The organism is Chryseobacterium sp. JV274, from assembly GCF_903969135.1.
Taxonomy (GTDB): Bacteria; Bacteroidota; Bacteroidia; order Flavobacteriales; family Weeksellaceae; genus Chryseobacterium.
Genome location: NZ_LR824569.1, coordinates 3,346,348 through 3,372,409, shown reverse-complemented (window position 1 = coordinate 3,372,409; position 26,062 = coordinate 3,346,348). Strand labels below are relative to the sequence as shown.

Sequence of the window (26,062 nt, the reverse complement as noted above, 5' to 3'; positions counted from 1 at the left end):
TTCATTAAAAAACCAGCTGACTTTCGGATTTAAAATGAATGACTTAGCCTAATAAATCTTAATTTTTTACAAATTTATTTAATAACCCGTTAAAAAAAACCAATTATTCCCTCATGGCATAGTGTTTGGGCTTTTAAGTCTAACCAAACATTTAAGTATTATGAAAAAAGCAATTAAAATCTTAGGAATTATGCTGCTGCTGGTATTCACAGCATTATCGTTTTCGTCGTGCAGCAAGGATGATGATCCGGTAAACAATGAGTTCTTTGCGGGAACATACAAAGGAAGTATTTCTTATAACGATGGCGGATCTACTAATGTAAGCACAGATAACGGAAGTGTTTTTGTAACGAAGATTGCCAGCGGTACCAAGTATAATTTCGGTTTCTCAAACAGCATTCCGGATCTTAACGGAATAGAGTTTAATCAGGAAGGAGATCACACTCTTGTTATGATTGGTTCTACAGCAACCTCTTATATCAGAATTGACAACAATACGTTAAAAATCCTATACGCAAAGGACGGTAAAACGTGGACAGCCAACTGTACGCGCTAACCTCCTGTCTATTTATATATTATTGCAAGCCTGTTTTCATCTGAAGACAGGCTTTTCTATTGTAAATGAATTGTTTTAATTTTTTTTTAAGCAGTAATAAACTTTAGTTAAGGTTGAAAATCCAAATTTTCTAGCCTGCTTTTTGTATATCTTTATTCAACAAAAACAAACAATAATATTCTTATGAAAAAACTATTATCTGCAATGTCATTGATCCTTGGATTAGGACTTGCAACTGCTCAGCAGACTGCTCCCGCTACCAGCGCTCAGCCTCATCAACCTGTAAAAACTACAGTGAAAGCCGCTAAACCTGCAGAAGTAAAAGCTGCAAAACCAGCAATGGATGCAAAAGCTGCGAAGCCTTCACAACCGGCTGCCAAAATGAAAAAAGACGGTACTCCTGATAAGAGATATAAAGAAAACAAGCACCTGAAAAAAGATGGTACTCCTGATAAAAGGTATAAGGTGAACAAATAAGCATAACATTAACATATAGTTGTTATTTTCATAATCAAATTTCGAAAAGCCGGTGGAACTAGTTCTATCGGTTTTTTTATGTGAAGCTTCGTAAAAAATGACTCCATATTCTCTACTTATTTATAAATTTGACCCATGTTAAACTTCTTCAAGAAAAATGCAGCGCTGATCTGGGCAAAGAAACATGTTCAAAAAGCGGAGGAATTCAAAAAAAATGCAGAGAAAAACCAGGAGGACTTATTACTTTCTCTAGTCAGTACGGCTCAAAAAACACTTTTTGGCCGGGAACATGATTTTGAAAACATCCATTCGGTGAAAGATTTTCAAGACAGAGTTCCTGTAGCAGATTATGAAGATCTTAAACCTTATATAGAACGGGTAAAAAAAGGACAGTCCAATATTTTATGGACAGAAACTCCTGAATATTTTGCTAAAACTTCGGGAACAACTTCCGGATCAAAATATATTCCTATTTCCAAAGAAGGAATGCCGCTTCAGATTGCCGGTGCACAAAGTGCCTTATTTCATTACATCAGTAAAAAGAATAATGCCGACTTTGTGAACGGAAAAATGATTTTTCTGCAGGGAAGTCCTGAACTGGAGGAAGTTTTTGGAATAAAAACAGGAAGATTATCCGGTATTGTAGCGCACCATATTCCTAATTATCTGCAAAAAAACCGTCTGCCAAGCTGGGAAACCAATATCATGGAAGACTGGGAAGCCAAAGTAGATAAAATCATTGAAGAAACGGAACATGAAAACATGACCCTGATCTCAGGAATTCCGCCATGGCTGATTATGTATTTTGAAAAGTTAACAGAAAGACACGGCAAAAAAATCAAACAGCTTTTCCCAAACCTGCAGCTTATCGTTACAGGAGGGGTCAATTACGAACCATACCGCGATAAAATGGAAGATCTGCTGGGTGGAAAAGTAGATATTATTCAGACATTTCCTGCTTCTGAAGGCTTTTTTGCTTTTCAGGATGATTACACAAAAGAAGGTCTTCTGCTATTGACCCATCATGGAATTTTCTATGAATTTATTCCTTTGGAAGAATATGGTAAGCCGGGAGCAAGAAGATTAACATTAAAAGAAATTGAACTTCATAAAGATTATGCCTTAATTCTTACAACGAATTCCGGACTTTGGGCGTATTCTATCGGAGATGTTGTGCGGTTTATCAGCAAAGATCCTTACAGAGTTCTAGTAAGTGGCAGGACCAAACATTTCACTTCGGCATTTGGGGAACACGTGATTGCTTTTGAAGTTGAAGAAGCGATGAAAGCTACTCTTGAAAAACATCCGGCACAGATTACAGAATTCCATCTTGCCCCACAGGTAAATCCTGGCGAAGGACTTCCTTATCATGAATGGCTGATCGAATTTGAAAAGGAACCGGAGAATTTAGATACATTCAGAGATGGACTAGATTTGCAATTGAGGGCAAGAAATACGTATTATGATGATCTTATTTCCGGGAATATTTTACAGAAGCTGCATATCACCACCTTAAAAAAGAATGCCTTTCAGGAATATGCCAAATCTCAGGGGAAACTGGGTGGCCAAAATAAGACTCCGAGATTGGCTAATGACAGAAACATTGCAGATCTCTTAGAAATTTACAAAAATTAATCATATTTTTTCAATTCCAAAAACGTATATTCAAAAAAAATTATAAATTTGAAAAACTAAAAGAAAATAATGAAAGCATCTGTACTGTTGAAATCGTCTTTACTAACATCTTTATTTGTTATTACATCTTGTGCTACTACAAAATACAGCGAAGATATTTCAAAAAACAATTACTCTAATCTTGAAGCCGGAAAGGTATACAAAGTAACTATGAGAGACGGTTCTCCTAAACAAACCATCTTATTCAGAAACGTTGTTGGTGACAATCTTGTAGGTACAGCGGGTAAAAAAGACAGTACAGAAGTAGTGATCCCGAAATCAAATGTAGCGGCTGTAAAAGACAGAAGAAAGGCAAGAATTGCTGCCGGAGCTACTATTATTGGGGCTGCGGGTGTTGCTGCCATCGTAATCAGTTCTTCAAGAGCAGACTAAAATAGATTTTATCTTTCAGGATATATTTAATATATCTTTTAAAAATCAACATATGAATAGTCCTAAATAGATTTTTAGGGCTATTTTTGTTCATGATTTCCTTTACCCCGTTACAAACATTACAAAATGTTGAGTTCAGAAATCTTCTTACCGGGAGATTTTTTATTGTTTTAGCTTTCAGAATGCTGGCCACTTTATTAGGATGGTGGGTATATCAATTAACAAAAGATCCTTTTTCAATAGGTCTTATCGGGCTATCGGAGGTAATTCCTGCTGTAAGCTGTGCGCTGTATGCCGGGCACGTTATTGATATGAATGAGAAAAAGAGACTGCTTCTCATCTGTAATTATACATATATTTTCCTGATCGGGCTGCTGCTGATTCCTGCCTTTTTTGATGTGGAGATGCATTTCACCGGTCATCAGATCACTTATTATATTTATGGAGTTATCTTTTTTACCGGAATAGCAAGAGCGTTCATAGGCCCTATTGTACCTTCCATGATTCCTAAAATTGTAAAGAAAGAAAACCTTCCCAACGCTGTTACTCTGAACCAGGCTACTTTCCTTATATCTTCTGTGTGTGGACATGCGGTAGGTGGTATTCTTATTGGCTTTATAGGCGTAAAATGGACGTTGGTTGCTATTTTAGCATTAATATTTGTTGCTTCACTGTTTTTCTGGCAACTTCACAAACAGTATTCGAAGTACAAAAAGGAAACTGTAAATGTGGTGGAGAGTATGCGTGAAGGAATTTCTTATATTTTTAAAACCAAAGAGATTCTGGGAGCACTGTGTCTTGATATGTTTGCTGTACTTTTTGGGGGTGCAGTGGCCATGATCCCGGTATTTGCTACTGATATTTTAAATTCAGGGGCTGAAGGTTTCGGATTGTTGAATGCAGCATCTGATATCGGTTCAATGTGTATCATTACTATTTTATCCATTGTTCCTCTTCGAAAAAATCAGGGGAAAATACTACTTGTTGTTGTCACCGGATTTGGGCTTTGTATTATTGGGTTTGGTTTATCCAAATTGTATTGGCTGTCTTTCATGTTCCTTGTGATGAGTGGAATGCTTGATGGAATTTCTGTGGTCATCCGGGGTACCATTGTACAGTTAAAGACACCAGACCATATAAGAGGACGTGTTCTCAGTGTAAATTCAATCTTCATTATGTCCAGCAATGAAATGGGACAGTTTGAAAGTGGTGTTATGGCTAAATTACTGGGGGTTGTACGCTCTGTAGTATTTGGAGGATGCATGACTGTTCTTGTTGCTTTACTTGTGGGAAGCACCAATCCTAAACTAAGAAAAATGCAATATTAACCTATTATTTATCAATTCATTTCAAAACTTATACGGTAAAAACCGTAATCCGAAATACTTAAAATCAGAATAGAACGTTTTCTATTCTGATTTTACTTTTATAGGTGTTTTTTCAAAATCATTCAAAGGATTAAATCCCAAATATTCAGTGAAATCATTAAAATCTTTGCGATCTCTATATAATTTCACTTAAAAAATAAAATACAATATTAAAAATCAATATATTACTTTCTTTAAATATATCTCAAAATCTTTAATTTAACGTTAATAATTTTTTATATTTGCTCTATAAAATATCCCCCTATGTATAAACTTTTACTAATTTTGAGTTTTTTCGTCACAGGTTCGCTGATGAATGCCCAATTTTTTTCAGATCAAACCTTACAGCAATCTGTTTTGCAGCTGAATAATGCAAAAACAGAAAACGACTATGATACTCTTTTTTCTAAGTTTTCAGAGGCTAAAACTTCAGAAAAATGGCAGGCGAATTATTATGCCGCTGCAGCATTGTATCTTAAAACAAATTTCCTTTTAAAGAACAGCCCGAACAGTCCTCTTGGAGAAACTAACGAAACTGCAAGAAAACTGGCTATGCAGGCTCTTGCTTCTGAGAAGAATAATGGAGAAGTAAATATTCTTCTTGGTCTTATCCATTTTCAGAAAATCAGGATAAAAACAGCTGCAGATCCTCAAAAGGAACTAAAGACCGCTACAAGCTTTATGACAAAAGCGGAAACAACTGTAAAGAACAATCCAAGACTTTCTTTCTTAAAAGCTGAAATGGCTGAAAAGCAAGGCAATAAGACAGAAGCTATCAAATTTTATCAAAAAGCAGTCAAAGAATTCGAAACATCAAACGCTTCATCCGGTTCACCAAACTGGGGAAGACAGCTGATCGGAACAAATTAACAGTAAGAAAATGCATGATCTCCTGAGTAAATTGGGCGGTCAGTTTTTATTTTGATACACAAGACTTTAATAGTTCGCAGAAACATTTTTGTATCCGATAAAGCACCGCATTTTTTTAGTAATTAAACAATTTTACTATTTGTTTTTAAAATCATCTCTTATGAAAAAAGCATTACTTGTTTTCTCAATTATATTTTCACATCTTTTATTTGCCCAGTCTGACTGTCCTACTGCAATGGCAGTCTGCGGAAACTCGGATATTTCCTATACTCCGGGCGGGCACGGAGACATTGCAGAAGACCTTGGCGGATGTTTATCTTCCGATGAAAAGTACTCTGTATGGTACTCGTTTACGGTAGCTACAGCCGGAACCTTAACTTTCGAAATCATTCCTAATGATCAGAGTGATGACTATGACTTCGGGGTATATGGTCCTAACAAGTCATGTGGCAGCCTTGGAACGCCAATCCGCTGTTCTTATTCCGGAACAAGTGGAAACACAGGCCTTAACATGACGGCTACAGACCTTAGTGAGGATGCTTCAGGAGATAAATGGGTGAAATACCTTGATGTATTACCTGGCCAGACGTACTATTTAATTGTAAACAACCACAGAGAGACCGCTAACGGATTCAAATTATCATGGGGTGGGACAGCTACTTTATCTTCTCCATTTACAGATCCGAATATACAGCCTCATCCGTTCATTCCACCAGGAATTCCAGGAGCAAACCCTACAGACCCTAGAGAAGTAGTGGTGTGTGCAAATCCTGCAACTTTTGATTTCTCTTCATTAACAGCAGGAATTCTGAACGGTAACCCGAACTTCAGTATTAGCTATCATACAAGCCAAAATGATGCATTAACAGGTAACAATCCTCTTATTGGCCCTCAAACAGTTACTCCTGTAGGTGTTTATTTCTATAGTATCAACTATACCGATCCTACTAATCCGGACAGTCCTATTAATAAATGTAGACAGACTGGTAAATTTAAATTTAAAGATGGTACCATCAAGGCAACAAGCGTTACTTTAACAAGCTGTAACAACAACAATGCGGGTACGGCAACTTATGACCTTACAACAGCAGCTGTTTTTGCAGATCCTACGGCTACAAAAAAATATTATTATACTTTATATGATCTGAATAACTCAATTAATGAGATCACCAATATCTATCAGTTTGTTTCGGCAGAGGGTAAAATATATGTAAAAGTAACTTCTGTATTCGGATGTACCGATATTGCAGAAATTACCCTTAAGTTCTATCCGGCAATCATTGCAAAAGATGCAGAATTAAGATCATGCTTTATTGAAGCAAATCCTTCTACAGCTTTATTCAACCTTGATAACGCCGCTGTAATCACGCCACAGGCAGGTATCACGAAAAAATACTTCCCTTCACTGACAGATGCAATAGATGCAACCAACGAGATTTTAAATGCTAATTATATTGCACCAAACGGTTTGGTATACGTAAGAGTATCTGATACCAGAGGATGTTTTGTAGTTGTAAAAATCGGTTTAACAGTTATCCCTCCGGTAACATCCAGTGTTCTGAAAGACAAAATCATCTGTATAGAAGACACAACAACTTTAGATGCCGGGCCTGGATTCAAAAGCTATGAGTGGAGCACGGGAGCTACAACTCAGTCTATAAAAGATGTAGGAGTAGGAATCTACTGGGTAAAATTAAAAACGGGGGAATGTATCACTACTCAAACAGTAACAGTATATCCTGCTGATCAGCCGGTTGTAACAAATATTGATGTTTCTAACACTACATTAACGATCAATGTTATAGGAGGAACTCCGGATTATCAGTATTCTATGGATAAAATCATATGGCAGACCTCCAATACATTCTCTAATGTGGCAAGAGGCACCTATAAAGTATATGTAAAAGATGCTTATGACTGTGAGCCTATTGAAGTTACAATAGTGGTTCCTAACCTGATCAATATGATTACACCGAACGGAGATGGTGTGAACGATGTTGTAGATTATTCTGCAATTGCAGACAAACAAAACCTTGTATTGAGTATCTTTGACAGATACGGAACAAAAATCCACCAGGGAGATAAATCCAATGGATACAAATGGGACGGAACCATTGCAGGGAAGAAGATTCCGACAGGTACATACTGGTATTCTGTAACATGGAATGAGAATGACAAGAAGAATACTCCATTTAAGTTTTCAGGTTGGATTGTTGTAAAAAACAGAGAATAAAACTAATACAATACGAGAAAGCCGCTTTGGCGGCTTTTTCTTTTAACAAATCATGATAAAATTAATTGATCCCAATTTTGTTTAACAAAAATCGTTTCAACAATGAAAAAAATACTACTTCTTTTTATTTTATTGATAACACAAATAGTCTACTCACAGTCAGATTGTATCACGGCAATTCCCATCTGTGGTAACTCTGATATTTCTTACACTCCTTCAGGACCTGGAAATATTATAGAAATTCTTAATGCAAACGGAGGATGCCTTAGCACCAATGAAAGATATACCGTTTGGTACACTTTCACTGTATCTACACCAGGTACACTTGCATTTAAAATAAAGCCAAACGATCAAGGTGATGATTATGATTTTGCAGTTTATGGACCAACAGCAAACGGCTGTGCTTCTTTACAGAATGCAGATCATGTCTTCATACAGCCTATAAGATGTAACTATAGCGGTACTCCGGGAGATACAGGTCTGGATCTTACTCTTGCTCCACCTGCAGTATTCCCTACCAATCCTCCTGGCACTACAGCCAGTATGAACAATGGTAAATGGAGTCCTTATATGGATGTATTAGTAGGACAAACCTATTATTTAGTCATTGATAACTTCAGTAGATCCGTTAATGGTTTTTCTATGGAATGGTCAGGTACTGCGAGCTTAAGTTCTGCATTTAATGATCCTGTTCTTTCACCTAACCCATTCATTCCTCCGGGAATTCCAGGAGCTACTCCTAACGATCCTAACCAGGTAATGGTTTGTGCATTACCTAGCCAGTTTGACTTTACAACACTTTCTGCTGCTATTGTAAACGGTAACAGCCCTAATTTCAAGGTTACTTATCATAAAACTACCAACGATGCCCTTACAGGAGAAAACCCTCTTACCATAGCAACTGTAGATGGAACAACAACCTACTATTACAGAGTAGTATATAAAGACCCGAACAACCCAACCAATCCTATCAACGGATGTTTTATAACCGGGAAATTTAAGTTTGTGAATGTAGGCATCTCAGCCAATACAGCCACTCTATATTCTTGTAATAACAATGGAGCCGGTACTGCTAAATATAATTTGACAACAGCCAATATATTCGGCGGAAGCGGAGCAACTATTAAGTATTATACTACGGTTGATGATATGAATGCGGAAATCAACGAAATTACGGATCCTGCCAACTATATCTCTCCGGAAGCAACTATATACGCAAAAGTAATTTCTACTTTCGGGTGTAAAGCAACCACTACCATCAGACTATTATTCTACCCTACAGTGGTATTAAAAGATGCAGTACTTCAAAATTGTTATATTGATAATGATGTTACCCGTTCAACATTTGATCTTTCCAAAGCAGATATCGGAGTACCTGTACCAACCCCTACAGGAACTATCATCAAGTATTATACATCGGTAGCTGATGCAAAAGCCCAGACCAATCCTATTACAATGCCATTTAATTATCTTTCAGAAAGCAAAACGGTATATGTAAGAGTAGACAATGATAAACAATGTTATTCAATTGCTAAAATAGAACTGGTAGTATTACCTCCGGTAAAATCAGCTGTATTAAAAGACAAAACGATTTGTGCGGAAGCCAAAACCACTTTGGATGCAGGACCTGGATTCGACAGCTACGAATGGAGCACCGGAGAAACTTCACAATCTATCAATAACGTAGGCGTAGGAGTTTACTTTGTAAAACTTCAGACTGGAAAATGCTTCACGCTTCAGGAAGTACGTGTACATGCAAGCCTTCAGCCGGTGATTTCTGGGATAGAAATATCAAATAATAACATCACCGTTACTGCTACAGGTGGAGTTCCTCCATATAAATTCTCAGTAGATGGTATCAACTGGCAGGATTCTAATACATTCACAGGACTTCCAAGAGGTGAAAATACAGTGTATGTAAAAGACACTTATAATTGTACTCCTGTTCAGGTAACGGTTACTGTTCCTAACCTTATTAACGCTATCACTCCAAACGGAGACAACGTAAATGATGTGATTGATTACTCTGCACTGGCGTACAAGAAAAATCTTATCTTCGTTGTGTATGACAGATATGGAAACAAACTTCATGAAGCCAACAAAATGAGAAATTTCACTTGGGACGGAACTGCTTTCGGTAAGAAAATCCTGACAGGAACTTACTGGTACACGATCTCATGGAACGAAAACAATAAAGACAATACAGAAACCAAATATTCAGGATGGGTATTGGTAAAAAATAAAGAATAAGCGATACTTAATCTTTTTGAAAAAATCACCTCAGACTGAGGTGATTTTTTTTATCAACAAGATCAACCTCCTGTTTACAGCATTTTCCGAAAGACTGCTAATAATTTGTTGAATACTATTTTTTTATTATTTTTTAAATAAACTATCTTTGCACCATGGCGCAGAAAGAAACATTATCATCCCTAACACACGGAAACTTTGCAAAAGAATTGTCTATTGCGGATGGAAAAATGCCTCCCAATGCAGTGGATTTCGAAAGACTTGTTATCGGAACTTTTTTGATTGACAAAAAAGGGCTTGACCATTCTATTGACCTTCTTACTTCAGAAGTATTCTATGATCCGAGACATCAGGTCATCTTTTCTATCATCTTAAAGCTTTATGAAGGCAACCATCCGGTAGACTTAATGACCATTATTCAGGAATTAAAAAAAGAAGATAAGCTAAGCCAGGCAGGTGGTGATCACTACATTATTGACCTGACAATGGGAGTAAGTTCATCTGCCCATATTGAATACCATGTACGTGTGATTCTTGAAAAATATATTTTAAGAAGCCTTATCAATGTTTCTGCCAATGTCATTGATTCCTCATACAAAGAGTCAACCGACGTTTTTGAACTTCTGGATAAAGCTGAACAGTCTTTCTTTGAGATTACCAACGGAACGATCAAAAAGGGATTCGATACTGCCAATTCGTTAGTAAAACAGGCTATTGACACTATTAAATCTTTAAAAGATAAAGAAGGTCTTTCAGGGGTTCCTTCAGGATTCCGAGACGTAGATAAGGAAACCGGTGGGTGGCAGAATTCTGACCTTATCATTATTGCTGCACGTCCCGCGATGGGAAAAACGGCATTCCTTCTTTCCATGGCAAGAAATATTGCAGTAGGACACAAAGTTCCTATGGCTCTTTTCTCTCTCGAGATGGCATCAGTACAGCTGATCACCAGAATGATTGCTTCCGAAACAAGAATTTCTTCTGAGAAATTAAGAAAAGGAACTCTGGATGATGAAGAATGGCAGAGACTATTCTCCAATGTATCTGAGTTGGAAAATGCTCCTTTATATATTGACGAAACCCCTTCCCTTTCCATATTCGACTTCCGTGCAAAATGCCGAAGACTTGTCATGCAGCATGGTGTAAGAATTATCATGGTCGACTACCTTCAGCTGATGACAGCAGGAAGCAGCGGTGGAAAAGGAGTTGGAAACCGTGAACAGGAGATCTCCATGATTTCACGTTCATTAAAAGCGATTGCAAAAGAACTTAACGTTCCGGTGATTGCTCTTTCCCAGCTTTCAAGAAGTGTGGAAGCGCGTCCGGGGAAAAGACCTCAGCTTTCTGACCTTAGGGAATCCGGAGCGATTGAGCAGGATGCCGATATCGTATCTTTCATCTTCAGACCGGAATATTATAAAATTACCGTTTGGGACAATGATGAAGAAGGACAGGAAACTTCTACTGAAAACCAGGCCGAACTGATTATAGCAAAGCACAGGAATGGTGCTACGGCAGACGTCCGACTATCTTTCTTAAAACATTTTGCAAAATTTGGTGATATCGAAGCAGCAATGGATGGAGCCGGAGGAGGATATCCTTCCAACTTTGGAGAACCAAGCGGCTTTGACAAGATCAAAACGACTATTCAGCCAGGGGCAGCATTTGACCTTCCGGACAGCTCAAAACTTTCCGGCTCATCAATGAATGACTTTGATGATGATGACGATTTTCCTTTTTAAGTGAAGGCTTAAACCTAATTCAGTTTAAATTCACAATCCATAATTCAATTTTTTAAAAAACAGATTTGAGAATCGAAATTTATACCGACGGGGCTTGCAGCGGAAATCCGGGAAAAGGCGGATATGGAATTCTCATGCGCGTTCCTGAAAAAAATTATCAGAAAACATTTTCCAAAGGGTTTCGGAAAACCACCAATAACAGAATGGAACTTCTGGCAGTCATCACTGCATTGGAAAAGCTGAAATCTACAGAAAATGAGATCCATGTATATACTGACAGTAAATATGTATCTGATGCAATCAACCAAAACTGGATTGCCGGATGGATCAAGCGAGGCTGGAAGAATGTAAAAAACCCCGACCTCTGGAAAAAATTTGTTGAGCTATACAATAAACACACCCCTAAAATGCATTGGGTAAAAGGCCATGCAGGACACTTTGAAAACGAACTTTGCGACAAATTAGCGGTTGCAGCAGCCAATTCTTCCGATCTCGAAATTGACACTTATTTCGAAAATCTTGATAATAATTCTCTATTTTAATCTTAATTAAAACTATTCTAAAGCCCCAGCCTCATATTTGCCATTTCATCAGAAGAAACAAGATTTATTAAAAAATAATTAAATTTTTTAACAAAATTAACATTAAATACATATTGTTTGATCGGGATTTAATATCTTTACACATTAATCAAAGTCCCATTTAAATGAATAAAAATCTATTATTGTATTTATCTGTTTTTTTACTTTGTATAGCCGGGAAGTCCTTTGCCCAGACTTATCAGCTTATTGGAAACCCAGTGGCTACTACTGGATGGACGATGGTTTCCCCTACTCAGGTAAACACAGATTTTATTCAGCTTACCCCGGATACCAACAACCAATCCGGTTCTATCAGACTGAATGACCCTATCAATTTAAAATATTGTGACAAATGGAGAGTGGAATTTGATTTCAGAATGGATTCCAACCAAACCTCTAATGGGGATGGAATTGCTTTCTGGTATCTGGCCAACCCGCCTGTCGCCAGTGTATTGGGATCCGGTCTGGGGGTATCTCAAAATGCAGTAGGCCTTGTTGTAGGTTTTGACACTTATAACAATACTACAACCGCTACAATGAGCAAGGTTCACGTTGCTTATGGACAAGTTCAAAATACAAGTGACACGAATAATGTTGAGTTCTTTAATGTTGCAGGAAGCTCTTTCCATTCACCAGATCTGAATACAACCCAGCCTTTTCAGGGAACCACCTTTAAGCATGTTGAAGTAACGGCACAGGTAGATCCAGCGAATCCTACCAGCTGGATATTAAAAATAACAATAGACGGCAATGTAATCTGTAATCAGTCTTTTGCTCCTTCCGGAACGGCTGCCGCAATGACTGTAGGATATTTTGGATTTTCAGCTTCCACAGGAGGTGCAAGATCAAGACATTCTATTAAAAATGTAAAAATTTATACTGATAAAGTTCCTATTTTACAAAACTCGGCTACTCAGTCTTTCTGCCCTAATCCGACTACCGGATATGGATCTGTAAACCTGACATCTTTCAATTCGCAATTCGTCAACAATACTTCAAATTATACATTTACGTATTATCCACTGGGAAGTTCTACCCCTATTGCCAACCCTGCCAACTACCAATTCAATACAAATACAACAGTTACGGTTGTTATTAAAGATAATGCAGGACTGCTCTGTGATAATCCGGATGGTAAAATCTTACTCGTTCTCGCTCCTTTTAAAGCTGAGGATAAAACCATTACTGTATGTAATAATAACAAAGCCGGAACGGCCGCTTTCAACCTGAATACAGCAAATGTAACAGGTGTTCCGGGAGCGGTTAAAAAATATTATAAAACGTTAGCAGATCTCAACGCAGATACTAATGAGATTCAAAATCCCGGCAACTATATATCTGCTCCGGGAGACGTGTATGTAAAAGTGACAACTCCTCAGGGATGTACAGGTTCCGCAAAAATCACGCTGGCATTTTATCCTGACACACCTGTGAAAGAAGCCACACTCAGATCATGTTTTATTGAAAACAATATTACCAGTGCTATTTTTAATCTGACCACTGCTGATGTTACTACATTAACTTCTGGAGTGACAAAAAAATACTACACCTCCATTGCTAATGCTTTAGACGGAACCAATGAAATCATGAACCCTCTTCAGTACTTATCCACAAGTACTGCCGTTTACGCAAAAGTAACAGATGCCAACGGATGTTTTAATATTGCTAAAATCAACCTTATTGTATTACCACCTGTTCCTTCTTCTGTTCTGAAAGACAAAACCATTTGTATTGGTGAAAAAACAGATCTGGATGCAGGTCCTGGATTTGATGGCTATGAATGGAGCACCGGAGCCACTACCTCATCTGTTAAAGACCTTGGAGTAGGTGTTTATTGGGTGAAGCTTAAAACCGGCAACTGTATCACGACACAGATTGTAAAAATAAATGCATCTGCAAATCCTGTGATTTCCAGCATTGATATTGACAACAACACGATCACCGTAAATGTAGCAGGAGGAAAACCTCAGTATCAATTCTCTCTGGATGGAGTCAACTGGCAGACCAGCAACATATTCACCGGACTGGCAAGAGGAGAAGTAAGAGTATATGTAAAAGACTTCTATAACTGTACTCCTGTTGAAGTTCAGATCACTGTACCAAACCTGATTAATGCCATCACTCCGAACGGTGATAACGTAAACGATTTCATAGACTACTCTGCACTCGCTTACAAAAAAAACTTAGTATTCATCGTCTACGACAGATATGGCAATAAATTGTATGAAGCCGGAAAGATGAGAAACTTCACTTGGGATGGAACTGCTTCCGGTAAAAAAGTTCTTACAGGTACTTACTGGTACACCATCTCATGGAACGAAAACAATAAAGACAATACTGAAACTAAATACTCAGGCTGGGTATTGGTAAAAAACAGAGAATAAATTTTACTATCAGAAACTACCTCATTTGGGGTAGTTTCGGTATTAAAACAAGACCTGCTTAATCAGAGATTGTTTCATGATCAATTCAAACATTAAAAAAACAATTTTATTTCTAAGAAAAAGTATAACATCACAATCCATCCACTATGAAAAAAGATATACTCATTTTTGTACTGACTATCTTATTATGCTTGCCGGGAAGCCTATTTTCGCAAACCTACCAACTTACCGGAAACCCCGTAAATACAACAGGCTGGGACCTTGTCTCTGATGCTGTAGTAAGCGGAGACTTTGTAAGGCTTACAACCGATCAGACCAGCAGATATGGAGCTGTAAAATTATCCACACCTATCACCCTGAGCTATTGTGATAAATGGAAAGTGGAATTTGATTTCAGAATTGACGGAAATGGAACTACTCAGTTTGGAAAAGGAGATGGCTTTACCTTCTGGTATCTTGCCAATCCACCCACAGGATTCGTTTCAGGAGGAGGACTTGGTATCCCGGCGAATGCTTCAGGGCTAATGGTTGGTTTTGATATTTTCAATAACACTACGGAAGGTCAGATGAGTAAAGTTCATATTCTTTATGGCACCAATAATACAGCTGGTAACAATATTGAATTCAACACTACTCCTGGAAGTACATACCATTCTCCTGATCTTATCGCTACTCAACCGTTTGTAGGAGATACTTACAGACATGTTGAAGTAAATGGAGAAACAGACCTTACCAACCCAACAAACTGGATCATCAAAGTAAGAATCAACGGTGTGCTTATCGTAGATCAGTCTTTTGCTCCTTCTGGAGGTGCGGTAGGAATGTCACAGGGATATTTTGGTTTCTCTGCAGCAACCGGAGGTGCCAGCGCGAGACATTCTATTAAAGACGTTAAAGTATATGTAGATAAAGTTCCTATTTTAAGCAATACGGTAACTCCTTTCGTATGTACAAATCCCGCTACCGGAAATGGTGTAGTAGATCTTACTTCTTTTAACTCTCAATTTGTGAATAATCCTGGAAACTATATTTTCAGTTATTATGTATTGGGAAGCTCTACCCCTATCGCCAATCCTGCAAGTTTCCAATATTCAGGAAATACCACCATCAAGGTTGTTATAAAAGACCCTACTTCCACTCTTTGTGATAATGGTGACGGTGTTATTCAGCTTAACCCTACTCCTTTTGCAGCAACGGACGCCACCCTTTCCGGATGCAATAACAACAATGCAGGAACAGCGACCTTTGATCTTAATTCTGCTGCTGTAACAACTGTTGCCGGAGTTACAAAGGAATTCTATCCTACATTATATGACCTTAATAATGACACCAACAAAATTACAAACCCTTCAGCTTATGCTTCTGCAGCAGCTACACTATATGTTAGGGTAACAACTCCCCAGGGTTGTGTAAGTACAGCTAAAGTTACACTGAACATTTACCCTGTTGTGGTTGTCAACGATACCGAAATAAAATCCTGCTTTATAGAAACGAATCCATCTATGGCCTCTTTTAATCTTACAGGAGCCATCGTTTCCCAAGGCGGACTTACAAAAGAATATTACCCATCATTAGCAGATGCAATCAGTGGAACTAATGCAATCTCTACCCCGGCGGCATACATTGCTCCGAACGGAGTCATTTACATTAAAGTATTTGGCGCAAACGGATGTTATTCAATTGCTAAAGTTACATTAACGGTCATCCCTCCAGTTTTCTCAAGAACTTTACTTGATCAGACTATTTGTATAGAAAATACAACCACATTAGATGCAGGAGCTGGTTTCAAAAGCTATGAATGGAGCACGGGAGCGACCACTCAATCTATCAAAAATGTGGGAGTAGGTACTTATTGGGTAAAACTTAAAACCGGAGATTGTATTGCAACACAAAAAGTGACAGTATATCCTTCCGAAAATCCCGTTGTTACTACTGTAGATATTTCAGGAAGCACAGTGACAGTGTATGCCAATGGCGGAACTCCACCTTACCAGTATTCTATGGATAATATCAACTGGCAGGATTCCAATATCTTTACCAATATTGCCAGAGGTGAGGCTACAATATTCGTAAGAGACAGTTATAATTGTACTCCTGTTGAAGTTAATATTACAGTACCTAATCTGATCAACGTGATCACTCCTAATGATGACGGTATTAATGATTTTGTTGATTATTCTGCACTTGCCAATAAACAGAATCTGGAAATAGGCATCTTCGACAGATATGGCTACAAAATGTTCCAGGCCGATAAAACCAATGGCTACAAATGGGCAGGTACCACTAATGGAAGTAAAAAAGTTCCTACAGGAAATTACTGGTATTCTGTTTCATGGAATGAAAATAATAAAAACAGTACTCCGATAAAATTCTCAGGTTGGATTGTTGTAAAAAACAGAGAATAATTACACTTTCCATCACATCAAAAGAATCACCCTGCCAGCCAGGGTGATTTTTTGTATTAACAGGGCGGAGATATTTCATTTTAAAGACTCTTTATTCATATTCAATTCTTAAATTTGTCCTATGAATTATTTGGAAGCTTTAAGCAGAAGATATTCTGTAAAAAAATTCAATCATCAGATTATTCCTCAGGAAACCCTTCACAATATTCTTGAGTCAGGAAAGCTGTCTGCCAGTTCTCTGGGACTTCAGCCCTATAAAATTGTGATTGTTGAGAGTGAAGAAATGAAGCAGAAACTGATTCCGGCTTTCTATAATCCTTCTCAGATTTCCACCTGTTCTCATCTTATCGTTATTATTTCAAAGAAAATTATTGAAGAGAACTATATCCGGGGATATTTTAATCATATTTCTGAAGTAAGAGATACTCCTGTTGAAAAACTGGATCCTTTCAGAAACAGTATAAATCAGCACATCACCCAGAAAACAGAGGATGAAATCTTCAACTGGGCAGAAAAACAATCCTATATAGTATTGGCCAATCTTATGTATGCCGCCGCTATTGAAAATATAGACTCCTGCCCTATGGAAGGTTTCCGCCAGGATCTTATAGAAGAAATTCTGAATATCAATCCCGAAACAGAAAAAGTAACCGTTACCCTCGCTTTAGGCTACCGTTCTGAAGAAGACCATTTTCAGCACATGAAAAAAGTAAGGAAACCAAACGAAAAATTGTTTAAATTTATTTAATCGTTCTAAAACGATTGTACCTAAAGCAAGCATATGATAAAAGCGGATGTATTAGTAATCGGTTCCGGCATTTCCGGACTTTCCTATGCCATTAAAGTTTCTGAACAGCTCCCTGATGCCAAAATCATTATCGTAACCAAATCTGACGAAGACGAAAGCAATACCAAATATGCACAAGGCGGTCTGGCTGTAGTTACAGATTCTAAAAATGATAATTTCAGCAAACATATTGAAGACACTATGCGCGCCGGAGACGGTGAGAACAAACGCGATGTCGTAGAAATGGTCGTTACGGAAGCTCCAAAAAGATTTAAAGAAATTGTAGAATGGGGGGCCCAATTTGACATGAAGAACGGCAAATTCGCTTTAGGAAGAGAAGGAGGCCATACTGAAAACAGAATCGTACACCACAAAGATATTACAGGTTTTGAAATTGAAAGAGCTTTGCTGGAAACAGCCAATAACAGCCCAAATATTGAAATTCTTGACCATCATTATGTAATTGATATCATTACACAACACCATGTTCCCGGAAAAGAACTCAACGAAGGAGATATTCATTGCTATGGAGCATATATTCTGGATGAAAAGTCCAAGACTATCAAAAAAATTACTTCTAAAATAACACTGGTTGCAACAGGAGGTGCAGGACATGTTTATAAAAACACTACCAACCCCACCATTGCTACAGGAGACGGAATTGCTTTTGTAGCCCGCGCGAAAGGAAAGGTTTCCAATATGCAGTATTATCAGTTTCACCCAACAGCTCTGTACAGCAAAATGGACGGAATGTTGTTTCTAATTTCGGAAGCAGTTCGTGGAGACGGAGCGAAATTAAGAACCAAAAGGGGCGAAAAATTCATGCATAAGTATGATGAACGTGAAGAACTAGCATCCAGAGATATCGTTGCAAGAGCCATCGACGCCGAAATGAAAATTACCGGAGACGAATTTGTTGGTTTAGACTGCAAGGAAATGAACCATGAAAAATTCTTAGAACATTTCCCTAATATTTATAAAAAATGCAGAGACGAAGGAATTGATCCCTTCACTCAACTAATTCCCGTTGTACCGGCCTGCCATTATTTAATGGGAGGTATTGAAGTTGACAGAGACGGACAGTCCTCCATCAGAAATCTTTTTGCTGTAGGTGAATGTACCAACTCAGGACTTCACGGAGCCAACAGACTTGCTTCCAATTCATTACTTGAAGGCTTGGTTTTCGGGCACAATGCTGCCATGAAAACCGTAGAACTTCTGAATGAAAACAGTTTCAACTTTGATGATCTGAAAGCCGTTCCGGAATGGAATGAAGAAGGAATGAAAATCATGGACGAAATGGTAATCGTAAGCTATCTCAGAAAGCAGCTTCAGGAAATGATGAGCGACCTGGTAGGTATTGTAAGAAGTAACAAACGTCTGAATATGGCACTCCAGAAACATCAGGAAATTGCTGCTGCCGTGGATGAAATTTACCACTACTCTATCCTTTCTCCTCAATTATCAGAATTAAGAAACTTAACAACCGTTGCCTACCTCATCATTACCCAGTCTATGGAAATGACGGAGAATAAGGGGGCATTCTATAATAAAGATTTAGCCTAAAAGCATCACAAAATGAAAAGACCAGCATACGTAACAGATAAAGCATTAAAGTCATTTATAAAAAACGCTCTTGAAGAAGATATTCAGGATGGAGACCACTCTACCTTGTCTACCATTCCAAAGGATCTTGTGCAAAGTGCTAAGCTTTTAGTAAAACAGAACTGCATTCTTGCAGGTGTTGAGCTGGCAGAAATCATTTTCAAGACTTTTGACAAAAATCTGAAAGTGGAAGTTTTCATTAAAGACGGAGCTCCTTGTAAATTTGGAGATGTAGCACTTATGGTAACAGGAAGTGCAAGATCTATTCTTTCCACTGAAAGATTCGTCCTTAACTGTATGCAGAGAATGAGCGGTATTGCTACGCTTACCCATGACTGGGACTCAAGATTGGTAGGTACAAAAACCAAACTTTTAGATACAAGAAAAACAACTCCTAACTTCAGAATGTGTGAAAAATGGGCGGTTGCGATAGGTGGAGGAACCAATCACAGATATGGTCTTTATGACATGATTATGCTGAAAGACAACCATATCGACTACAATGGAAGCATCACCAATGCAGTGGCAATGGCCAAGGATTACGTTAAAAAGAACAAAAAAAAGTTAAAAATTGAGGTTGAAACAAGAAACCTTGAAGAAGTTCGCGAAGCCATCAATGCAAAGGTTGACAGAATCATGCTTGATAATATGGATGTAAATACCATGAAGCAGGCGGTAAAAATGATTAACGGCTCATGTGAGTCTGAAGCTTCAGGCGGAATTACCCGTGATATGCTTAAAGAAATTGCTTCAACAGGGGTAACATTTATTTCTGTAGGAGCCCTTACACACTCTGCTGAGAATATAGATTTGAGTCTCAAAGCAGTGAAATAGCGTTGAATTTTTAACAAAAACACCCCCACTTTGTTAGAAATTCAATAACATGACTTTTTTCATATAAAAATTCAATTTTTAGCCATAATACTGATTTTTAACACATTAACATTATTAAGACTGATTAAAAATTAACATTGAGTTAATAATAGTTAAATTTTATTTTGCGAATTTTGCAGAAAATTAAATCTAACTATTACTAACGATTATGAAATTAATCAACAAATCGATACTAACTGCGGTTATTACATTATCTACAGCTAGTGTTTATTACGCTCAACAAGTTCAGGACACGGTGCAGACTAAGTCCAAAGATATTGACGAGGTAATCTTAAGAGGTGTTACGGATATCGCTAAAGATAGAAAAACACCTGTTGCTGTTTCTACCATTAAATCTGCACAGATTGTAGAAAGACTGGGTAACCAGGAATTTCCAGAGATTTTAAAAACTACTCCTTCTGTGTATGTAACAAGAGGTGGTGGTGGGCTTGGTGATGGATCACTAAGAATTAGAGGATTTGATACTAAAAATACGGCTGTAATGGTTAACGGTATGCCTGTTAACGATATGGAAGGAGGTACAGTATATTGGTCTAACTGGCAAGGGCTAAGCGACGTAACTACATTTATGCAGATGCAAAGAGGGCTTGGGGCATCTAAATTGGCAATTGCTTCTGTAGGAGGAACTATTAATATGCTTACAAAAGCTGCTGATGCAAAACAAGGTGGTAACGTAACTCTTGGGGTAGGTAATAATGGGTTTTTAAAAACTTTATTTTCTTATAATACTGGTAAAAACCAGAATGGCTGGTCTACATCATTTTTAATGAGCAGAACCTCTACTAACGGTTATATTGACGGAGGTAAAGGAGAAGCTTATAATTATTATTTCGCTTTAGGTTACAAACCTAGTGAAACTCATGAACTTCAGTTTACTTTTACCGGAGCTCCACAATGGCATGAGCAAAACTTTCAGTCTCCTATATCTGCTTTTCTAAAATATGGTAAAGACGGAAACCCTAACAGAAGATACAACCCAAACTGGGGATATCTTAATGGACAAGAGTTTTCAACAAACAGAAACTGGTATAGTAAACCTGTTGCCATGTTAAACTGGGACTGGAATATGAACTCAAAATCCAAGTTATCTACAGTATTGTATGGTTCTTGGGGTAGAGGTGGTGGAACTGGAATGCTTGGTTCAATCAATGGTAAAAATACCAATTATGCAGACAATTCCCCATTAAGAGATGCTAATGGAATTATCCGATGGGATGATATCGTAAAATGGAATCAAGGTGGATCTGTTCCGGATTTTGGGGCAAATAAAACTGCTACTAATGGAGAAATTGGACTTAATACATCTAATAATGGACTTACCAGAAGAGCTAGTGTAAACTCACATAACTGGTATGGGATCTTGACTAATTTCCAACACAAAATCAATGATAATTGGAATTTTTCAGTTGGTTTTGATGGAAGATATTATTATGGATATCACCCGGGATATGTAACTGATTTCTTAGGAGCCTCAGGTTACCAGGAAAAAGGAAATTTAAATTATCCTGGTGGGTATATTGTAAGAGATTCGTTCAATGCTGTTCCTTCTGCTAATCCATTTGCTAAAGCTACTAAAGGTGATACCCAATACGCATATAGAAACTTTGATGGAGAAGTATTGTGGGGAGGTTTCTTTGGACAATTAGAGTATTCTACAGAAAAATTCTCTGCTTATATTCAAGGATCGGCTTCAGAACAAGGTTTCCAAAGAATTGATAACTGGATTGTTGATGGTGTAACGGTTAAAAACGGACAAATCCAAAATACTAAAACAGGTTTCAAATATCTGTTCGGATATAATGCAAAAGGGGGAGTAAACTACAATATTAATGAGAATCATAATGTTTTCGGTAATATTGGATACTACGAAAGACAACCTAACAACTATGGAGTCTATCCAAGTAATAACCAAAATCTTAACCCTAATCTAACCAATGAGAAGGTGATGAGTGGAGAACTAGGATATGGTTATAGAAGCTCCAAACTCACTATGAATGTGAATCTTTATTATACTTCATGGAAAGACAGATTTCAAAGATTTACAAACCTTCCTAACTTAACCGATGTTAATGGAAAACCTGTGTCCCGTCCTTATGCTAATATGGATGGTATACAAGAGGTTCATATGGGAGTGGAATTTGAAGGCGCTTATAAAATCACTAATTACATTACTGTTAATGGTATGCTATCTATTGGTGACTGGAAATATAAAGGTAATGCAACTGGTGAGATTTTTGATGAAAATGACCAACCTGTACAGTTAGCGGCCGGACAAAGCAATAGAAGAACTTTTGCATTAGATAAAGTAAAAGTTTCAGATGCCGCTCAAACAACAGCTTCTGTTGGAGTAACTGTAAACCCTGTAAAAAATCTTTCGGTGTATGGTACATGGACTTATGCTGATAAATACTACGGAGGAGTAAGCTTTAATCAGGATTATTTAGTAGGACCAAATGGAGAAGTAACTGATGCTGCAAAAAAAGGAGCATTAAAGTATCCTAGCTTTAGTCTTTTCGATGTAGGTACATCATATACTTTAAAATTAAAAGATCAAAAGCAAAGTTTTGTATTTGGAGTTAATGTATATAACTTATTTGATAAATATTACATTTCTGATGCCAGAACTTCTGTTCATACAAAACAACTATCTGACTTTAAAGATAATTCATCTGCAACTGCACAGCAACAATTTGATGCTTATCAAAACACTCTTTATAAAGGTATAGATCCTTCAAACCAAGTGTATTTTGGAGCTGGAATTACATGGTCAGCATCTATTGCATTTAAGTTCTAATATCTTAATATATTAACATAAAAACCCGCCAATGGCGGGTTTTATTTTTTATATTTATAAAAAATAAATATGGATATAGCTCTTACCGAATTTATCGAACATTGGAAATCCAAAGACTATGTAATTGGAATTGTCTTAACCGGTAGTCATGCATTGGGATTGCAAAATGAAAATTCAGACATTGATATCAGAATTATATTTGATCATACACAAAAAACAACACTGAAAGGCATAAAAAATAAAATTTCATACTTCGCTGAAAGTATTGACTCTGTAAAGAAAAGAATGCAGCAGGACTATGTACGCAATATGAAATTCGAAGCCAGGCTTTTTAGTATCGGAAAGATATTATATAAAAAAAATAACGCAGTTGATGATTTGATCATCATTGCTCAAAAGTTTATGAATACACCTTTCAGGAATATTCAACATAACAGAGATGCTATCATATTAAAAACTTACTCGCTTTCAGTTAATTACAATTATCTGATGCATAATGAATCTTCAAAGCTCTATGCCTATAATTACATGAGCTTTTTGAAGAATGCTTTACATACCTATTCCTGGTTTATGAGCTATGAATTATTTATTGATGTAAAAACAGATCTGATCCTAAATGATCCTAATTACAGAAGGACCAACTTATGGCAAGATTATCCGGATAAAACTTTCATTAAAATCTGGACAGACTGTATAGAAGGCGAGTACAATAATGAGAATATTAGAAAAATTTATAATTATCTTCAATCACAAATGATACAAATTGAAGGGAGAGATTTCGAAGTAGTACGGGAGGAAAATATCTTTTAATTTACTATTAAAAAATAAGCATGTGTGCTAGTTTCCAAGCTCCAATTGATTTTTAACAAGTTGATAGTAAGCCCCTTTTAAACCAACTAATTCCATATGAGTACCTTCTTCTATAACTTTCCCCTGATCAAGAACAATAATTTTATCTGCATGTTTCACTGTTGATAAGCGGTGCGCAACAATGACAGCTGTACGACCTTTAAAAAATTGTTCAAGATTATCAATTATCGTTCTTTCATTATTTGCATCTAAAGCACTGGTCGCTTCATCAAAGAATATATATTCCGGAGATTTATAGACAGCCCGCGCAATAAATAAGCGCTGTTTCTGACCACCGCTTATACCCATACCCTCATTACCGATCTTAGTATTATAAGTCAATGGAAGACCTTCTATAAATTCTTTAATATTGGCAACATGCACCGCATGTCTTAATCTGGATTTATCAATATCATCATCCCCTACTGCAATATTATCTGCAATCGTATCATTAAAAATGTAACCGTCCTGCATAACAACACCCACATGATCCCGCCACATTACCGGAGAAATATTTTTAAAGTTTTGATTTCCAAGCTTAACCTCTCCTTTTGTAGGCTCATAAAACTTCAATAATAACTTAATCAGGGTGGTCTTACCACTACCACTAACACCAACGATTGCTGTTGTTTTCTGATAGGGAATTACCAGATTCAGATTCTCAAAAATATTCTGATTTGATCCTGTATATCTAAAACTTAGATTATGTACAAGCAGATCTCCTCCAGATATTTCCGGAATATATTGGGATCCCGCAGTTTCTTCTTCATCTTTCTCATGGATTTCATTAAGTCTTTCTAATGAAATACTGGCATCCTGTAATTGCTTAATAAAGCCTATAACCTGTCCTATCGGGCCATTTAACTGACCTATGATGTACTGTATAGACATCATCATTCCCAATGTAATATTACCGTCAATGACCAATTTTGCTGAAAGAAAACTAATGACCATATCTTTTATCTGATTGATAAATCCACCACCAATAGACTGCCACTGATCCAAAGCAAGACTCTCTATTCTTAACCTAAATATTTTTACCTGTAATGACTCCCAGGCCCATCTCTTTTTCTTTTCGGCATTTTGCATTTTAATTTCCTGCATACCATTAATCAACTCAATTACCTTACTTTGGGTCTGAGATACTTGAGAGAAATTTTTATAATCCAGATCTTTTCGCTTTTTTAGGAAAAAAAGAATCCACATCGAATAAAATGTAGCCCCCACTAAAAATACTAGAAACAATCTATAATCATAAAACAATAAAATAATACTGTAAACAAAAAAATTAACAATGGAAAACAATGTACTCAATGCTGAACCTGTAAGCAACTGCTCTATTCTTGAGTGATCTCCAATCCTCTGCATAATATCTCCTGTCATTCGGGTATCGAAAAAACTGATAGGCAATTTCATTAGTTTAATAAAAAAATCTGAAACTAATGAAATATTAATTCGCGTACTCAGATGGAGTAAAATCCAGCTTCTGACAACATCAATTCCCATCCTTCCGAGATACAACATAAACTGAGCAATCAGTACGAGGTAAATAAAATTAATATCTTTATTCTGAATCCCTACATCCACAATGCTTTGCGTAAGAAAAGGAAGGATCAGAGAAAGCAAACTTCCTGCAAGCAGACCTACCGCCAACTGAATAATTAGTGATTTATATTTAATTGCATAGCGGCTAAGAAATCTTAGATTAAGTTTTTTTTCATCATCCCATTCTTTATTATAAAAGGCTGGAGTAGTTTCTACAACCAAAGCAATACCCTCTTTTAAGGTTTCATCGGCATTATTTCCGATCCAGTGTTTTATAAATTCATCTTTCTTATAGTTGACAAGTCCATGAGCTGGATCAGATACATAGATCAAATAATCTCTCGATTTCTTCTTAATTTCATATACTACTACAAAATGTTTTTTATCCCAATGAACAACACAGGGTAAAGGGATAGCCCTTGAAAGAAGATCAAAATTTATTTTTACACCATTCGTTTTAAATCCAATCTTTTCCGCAGCATTACTTAAATTTAATAAACTGCTCCCTATTCTTGTTGTTTCGGAAAGCATTCTTATATACTGTAAGTCAACCAACTTACCATAATATTTACTAATAATACGTAAGCATGTTGGACCACAATCCTTAGCGTCGGGCTGGCGATAAAAAGGGAATTTTTTCACAATGATTTAAATAA

Annotated in this window: 18 protein-coding genes; 17 read left to right on the top strand and 1 reads right to left on the bottom strand. The window is 37.0% G+C overall.

Annotation, left to right across the window (positions count from 1 at the left end; translation table 11 throughout):
* The first annotated feature begins 160 nt into the window (after positions 1-160).
* From CHRYMOREF3P_RS15550 to CHRYMOREF3P_RS15470, 17 genes are all read left to right on the top strand, one after another.
* On the top strand, positions 161-556 hold the full coding sequence (locus CHRYMOREF3P_RS15550; RefSeq protein WP_180564992.1) for a hypothetical protein: 396 nt from the start codon (positions 161-163) through the stop codon (positions 554-556).
* Between the two features lie 183 nt (positions 557-739).
* Positions 740-1,033 (top strand): hypothetical protein, encoded by a 294-nt coding sequence (locus CHRYMOREF3P_RS15545; protein ID WP_077413486.1) that lies wholly within the window; start codon positions 740-742, stop codon positions 1,031-1,033.
* Positions 1,034-1,168: 135 nt separating this feature from the next.
* Positions 1,169-2,668, top strand: coding sequence for a GH3 auxin-responsive promoter family protein (locus CHRYMOREF3P_RS15540; RefSeq protein WP_180564991.1), 1,500 nt, complete (start codon positions 1,169-1,171; stop codon positions 2,666-2,668).
* 69 nt (positions 2,669-2,737) lie between these two features.
* Entirely contained in the window at positions 2,738-3,100 is a 363-nt protein-coding gene (locus CHRYMOREF3P_RS15535) for a hypothetical protein (protein ID WP_047380343.1), read from the top strand.
* 92 nt (positions 3,101-3,192) lie between these two features.
* The gene (locus CHRYMOREF3P_RS15530) at positions 3,193-4,428 is read left to right on the top strand and encodes an MFS transporter (protein WP_180564990.1); all 1,236 of its coding nucleotides are present in this window, start codon (positions 3,193-3,195) and stop codon (positions 4,426-4,428) included.
* A gap of 303 nt (positions 4,429-4,731) precedes the next feature.
* On the top strand, positions 4,732-5,337 hold the full coding sequence (locus CHRYMOREF3P_RS15525) for a tetratricopeptide repeat protein (protein WP_139348453.1): 606 nt from the start codon (positions 4,732-4,734) through the stop codon (positions 5,335-5,337).
* Between the two features lie 160 nt (positions 5,338-5,497).
* Positions 5,498-7,570 (top strand): T9SS type B sorting domain-containing protein, encoded by a 2,073-nt coding sequence (locus tag CHRYMOREF3P_RS15520; RefSeq protein ID WP_077413481.1) that lies wholly within the window; start codon positions 5,498-5,500, stop codon positions 7,568-7,570.
* Positions 7,571-7,672: 102 nt separating this feature from the next.
* Positions 7,673-9,820, top strand: a complete 2,148-nt coding sequence (locus CHRYMOREF3P_RS15515) for a T9SS type B sorting domain-containing protein (RefSeq protein WP_077413480.1) — start codon at positions 7,673-7,675, stop codon at positions 9,818-9,820.
* A 155-nt stretch (positions 9,821-9,975) separates the two neighbouring features.
* Positions 9,976-11,562, top strand: a complete 1,587-nt coding sequence (gene dnaB / locus CHRYMOREF3P_RS15510; RefSeq protein WP_047380329.1) for a replicative DNA helicase — start codon at positions 9,976-9,978, stop codon at positions 11,560-11,562.
* A gap of 65 nt (positions 11,563-11,627) precedes the next feature.
* Positions 11,628-12,104, top strand: coding sequence for a ribonuclease HI (gene rnhA / locus CHRYMOREF3P_RS15505; protein ID WP_077413479.1), 477 nt, complete (start codon positions 11,628-11,630; stop codon positions 12,102-12,104).
* A gap of 164 nt (positions 12,105-12,268) precedes the next feature.
* Positions 12,269-14,527 carry a lectin-like domain-containing protein gene (locus CHRYMOREF3P_RS15500; RefSeq protein ID WP_077413478.1) on the top strand — a complete coding sequence of 753 codons (2,259 nt, stop codon included), beginning with the start codon at positions 12,269-12,271 and terminating at the stop codon, positions 14,525-14,527.
* A 146-nt stretch (positions 14,528-14,673) separates the two neighbouring features.
* A complete protein-coding gene (locus CHRYMOREF3P_RS15495; protein WP_180564989.1) occupies positions 14,674-16,932 on the top strand; it encodes a gliding motility-associated C-terminal domain-containing protein in 2,259 nt (752 codons plus the stop codon).
* 121 nt (positions 16,933-17,053) lie between these two features.
* A complete protein-coding gene (locus CHRYMOREF3P_RS15490) occupies positions 17,054-17,680 on the top strand; it encodes an NAD(P)H-dependent oxidoreductase (protein WP_047380324.1) in 627 nt (208 codons plus the stop codon).
* A gap of 33 nt (positions 17,681-17,713) precedes the next feature.
* Complete coding sequence (gene nadB, locus CHRYMOREF3P_RS15485; RefSeq protein ID WP_180564988.1) at positions 17,714-19,285, top strand: L-aspartate oxidase; 1,572 nt, start codon at positions 17,714-17,716, stop codon at positions 19,283-19,285.
* Positions 19,286-19,297: 12 nt separating this feature from the next.
* Entirely contained in the window at positions 19,298-20,158 is an 861-nt protein-coding gene (nadC, locus tag CHRYMOREF3P_RS15480; protein ID WP_077413475.1) for a carboxylating nicotinate-nucleotide diphosphorylase, read from the top strand.
* A gap of 208 nt (positions 20,159-20,366) precedes the next feature.
* Positions 20,367-23,012, top strand: coding sequence for a TonB-dependent receptor (locus CHRYMOREF3P_RS15475; protein WP_180564987.1), 2,646 nt, complete (start codon positions 20,367-20,369; stop codon positions 23,010-23,012).
* Between the two features lie 69 nt (positions 23,013-23,081).
* Entirely contained in the window at positions 23,082-23,822 is a 741-nt protein-coding gene (locus CHRYMOREF3P_RS15470) for a nucleotidyltransferase domain-containing protein (protein ID WP_180564986.1), read from the top strand.
* A 27-nt stretch (positions 23,823-23,849) separates the two neighbouring features.
* Here CHRYMOREF3P_RS15470 and CHRYMOREF3P_RS15465 read toward each other — a convergent pair whose 3' ends face one another.
* Positions 23,850-26,048: a peptidase domain-containing ABC transporter gene (locus CHRYMOREF3P_RS15465; protein ID WP_180564985.1), complete on the bottom strand. Its 2,199-nt coding sequence runs from the start codon at positions 26,046-26,048 to the stop codon at positions 23,850-23,852.
* Between the last annotated feature and the right edge of the window lie 14 nt (positions 26,049-26,062).

Bases quoted from the DNA above. Each gene is read 5' to 3' on its own strand.
- CHRYMOREF3P_RS15525 (WP_139348453.1), top strand. From the start codon at position 4,732: ATGTATAAACTTTTACTAATTTTGAGTTTTTTCGTCACAGGTTCGCTG.
- CHRYMOREF3P_RS15520 (WP_077413481.1), top strand. From the start codon at position 5,498: ATGAAAAAAGCATTACTTGTTTTCTCAATTATATTTTCACATCTTTTA.
- nadC (WP_077413475.1), top strand. From the start codon at position 19,298: ATGAAAAGACCAGCATACGTAACAGATAAAGCATTAAAGTCATTTATA.
- CHRYMOREF3P_RS15470 (WP_180564986.1), top strand. From the start codon at position 23,082: ATGGATATAGCTCTTACCGAATTTATCGAACATTGGAAATCCAAAGAC.
- CHRYMOREF3P_RS15500 (WP_077413478.1), top strand. From the start codon at position 12,269: ATGAATAAAAATCTATTATTGTATTTATCTGTTTTTTTACTTTGTATA.
- nadB (WP_180564988.1), top strand. From the start codon at position 17,714: ATGATAAAAGCGGATGTATTAGTAATCGGTTCCGGCATTTCCGGACTT.
- CHRYMOREF3P_RS15545 (WP_077413486.1), top strand. From the start codon at position 740: ATGAAAAAACTATTATCTGCAATGTCATTGATCCTTGGATTAGGACTT.
- CHRYMOREF3P_RS15540 (WP_180564991.1), top strand. From the start codon at position 1,169: ATGTTAAACTTCTTCAAGAAAAATGCAGCGCTGATCTGGGCAAAGAAA.
- CHRYMOREF3P_RS15475 (WP_180564987.1), top strand. From the start codon at position 20,367: ATGAAATTAATCAACAAATCGATACTAACTGCGGTTATTACATTATCT.
- CHRYMOREF3P_RS15550 (WP_180564992.1), top strand. From the start codon at position 161: ATGAAAAAAGCAATTAAAATCTTAGGAATTATGCTGCTGCTGGTATTC.
- CHRYMOREF3P_RS15495 (WP_180564989.1), top strand. From the start codon at position 14,674: ATGAAAAAAGATATACTCATTTTTGTACTGACTATCTTATTATGCTTG.
- CHRYMOREF3P_RS15490 (WP_047380324.1), top strand. From the start codon at position 17,054: ATGAATTATTTGGAAGCTTTAAGCAGAAGATATTCTGTAAAAAAATTC.
- CHRYMOREF3P_RS15515 (WP_077413480.1), top strand. From the start codon at position 7,673: ATGAAAAAAATACTACTTCTTTTTATTTTATTGATAACACAAATAGTC.
- dnaB (WP_047380329.1), top strand. From the start codon at position 9,976: ATGGCGCAGAAAGAAACATTATCATCCCTAACACACGGAAACTTTGCA.
- CHRYMOREF3P_RS15530 (WP_180564990.1), top strand. From the start codon at position 3,193: ATGATTTCCTTTACCCCGTTACAAACATTACAAAATGTTGAGTTCAGA.
- CHRYMOREF3P_RS15535 (WP_047380343.1), top strand. From the start codon at position 2,738: ATGAAAGCATCTGTACTGTTGAAATCGTCTTTACTAACATCTTTATTT.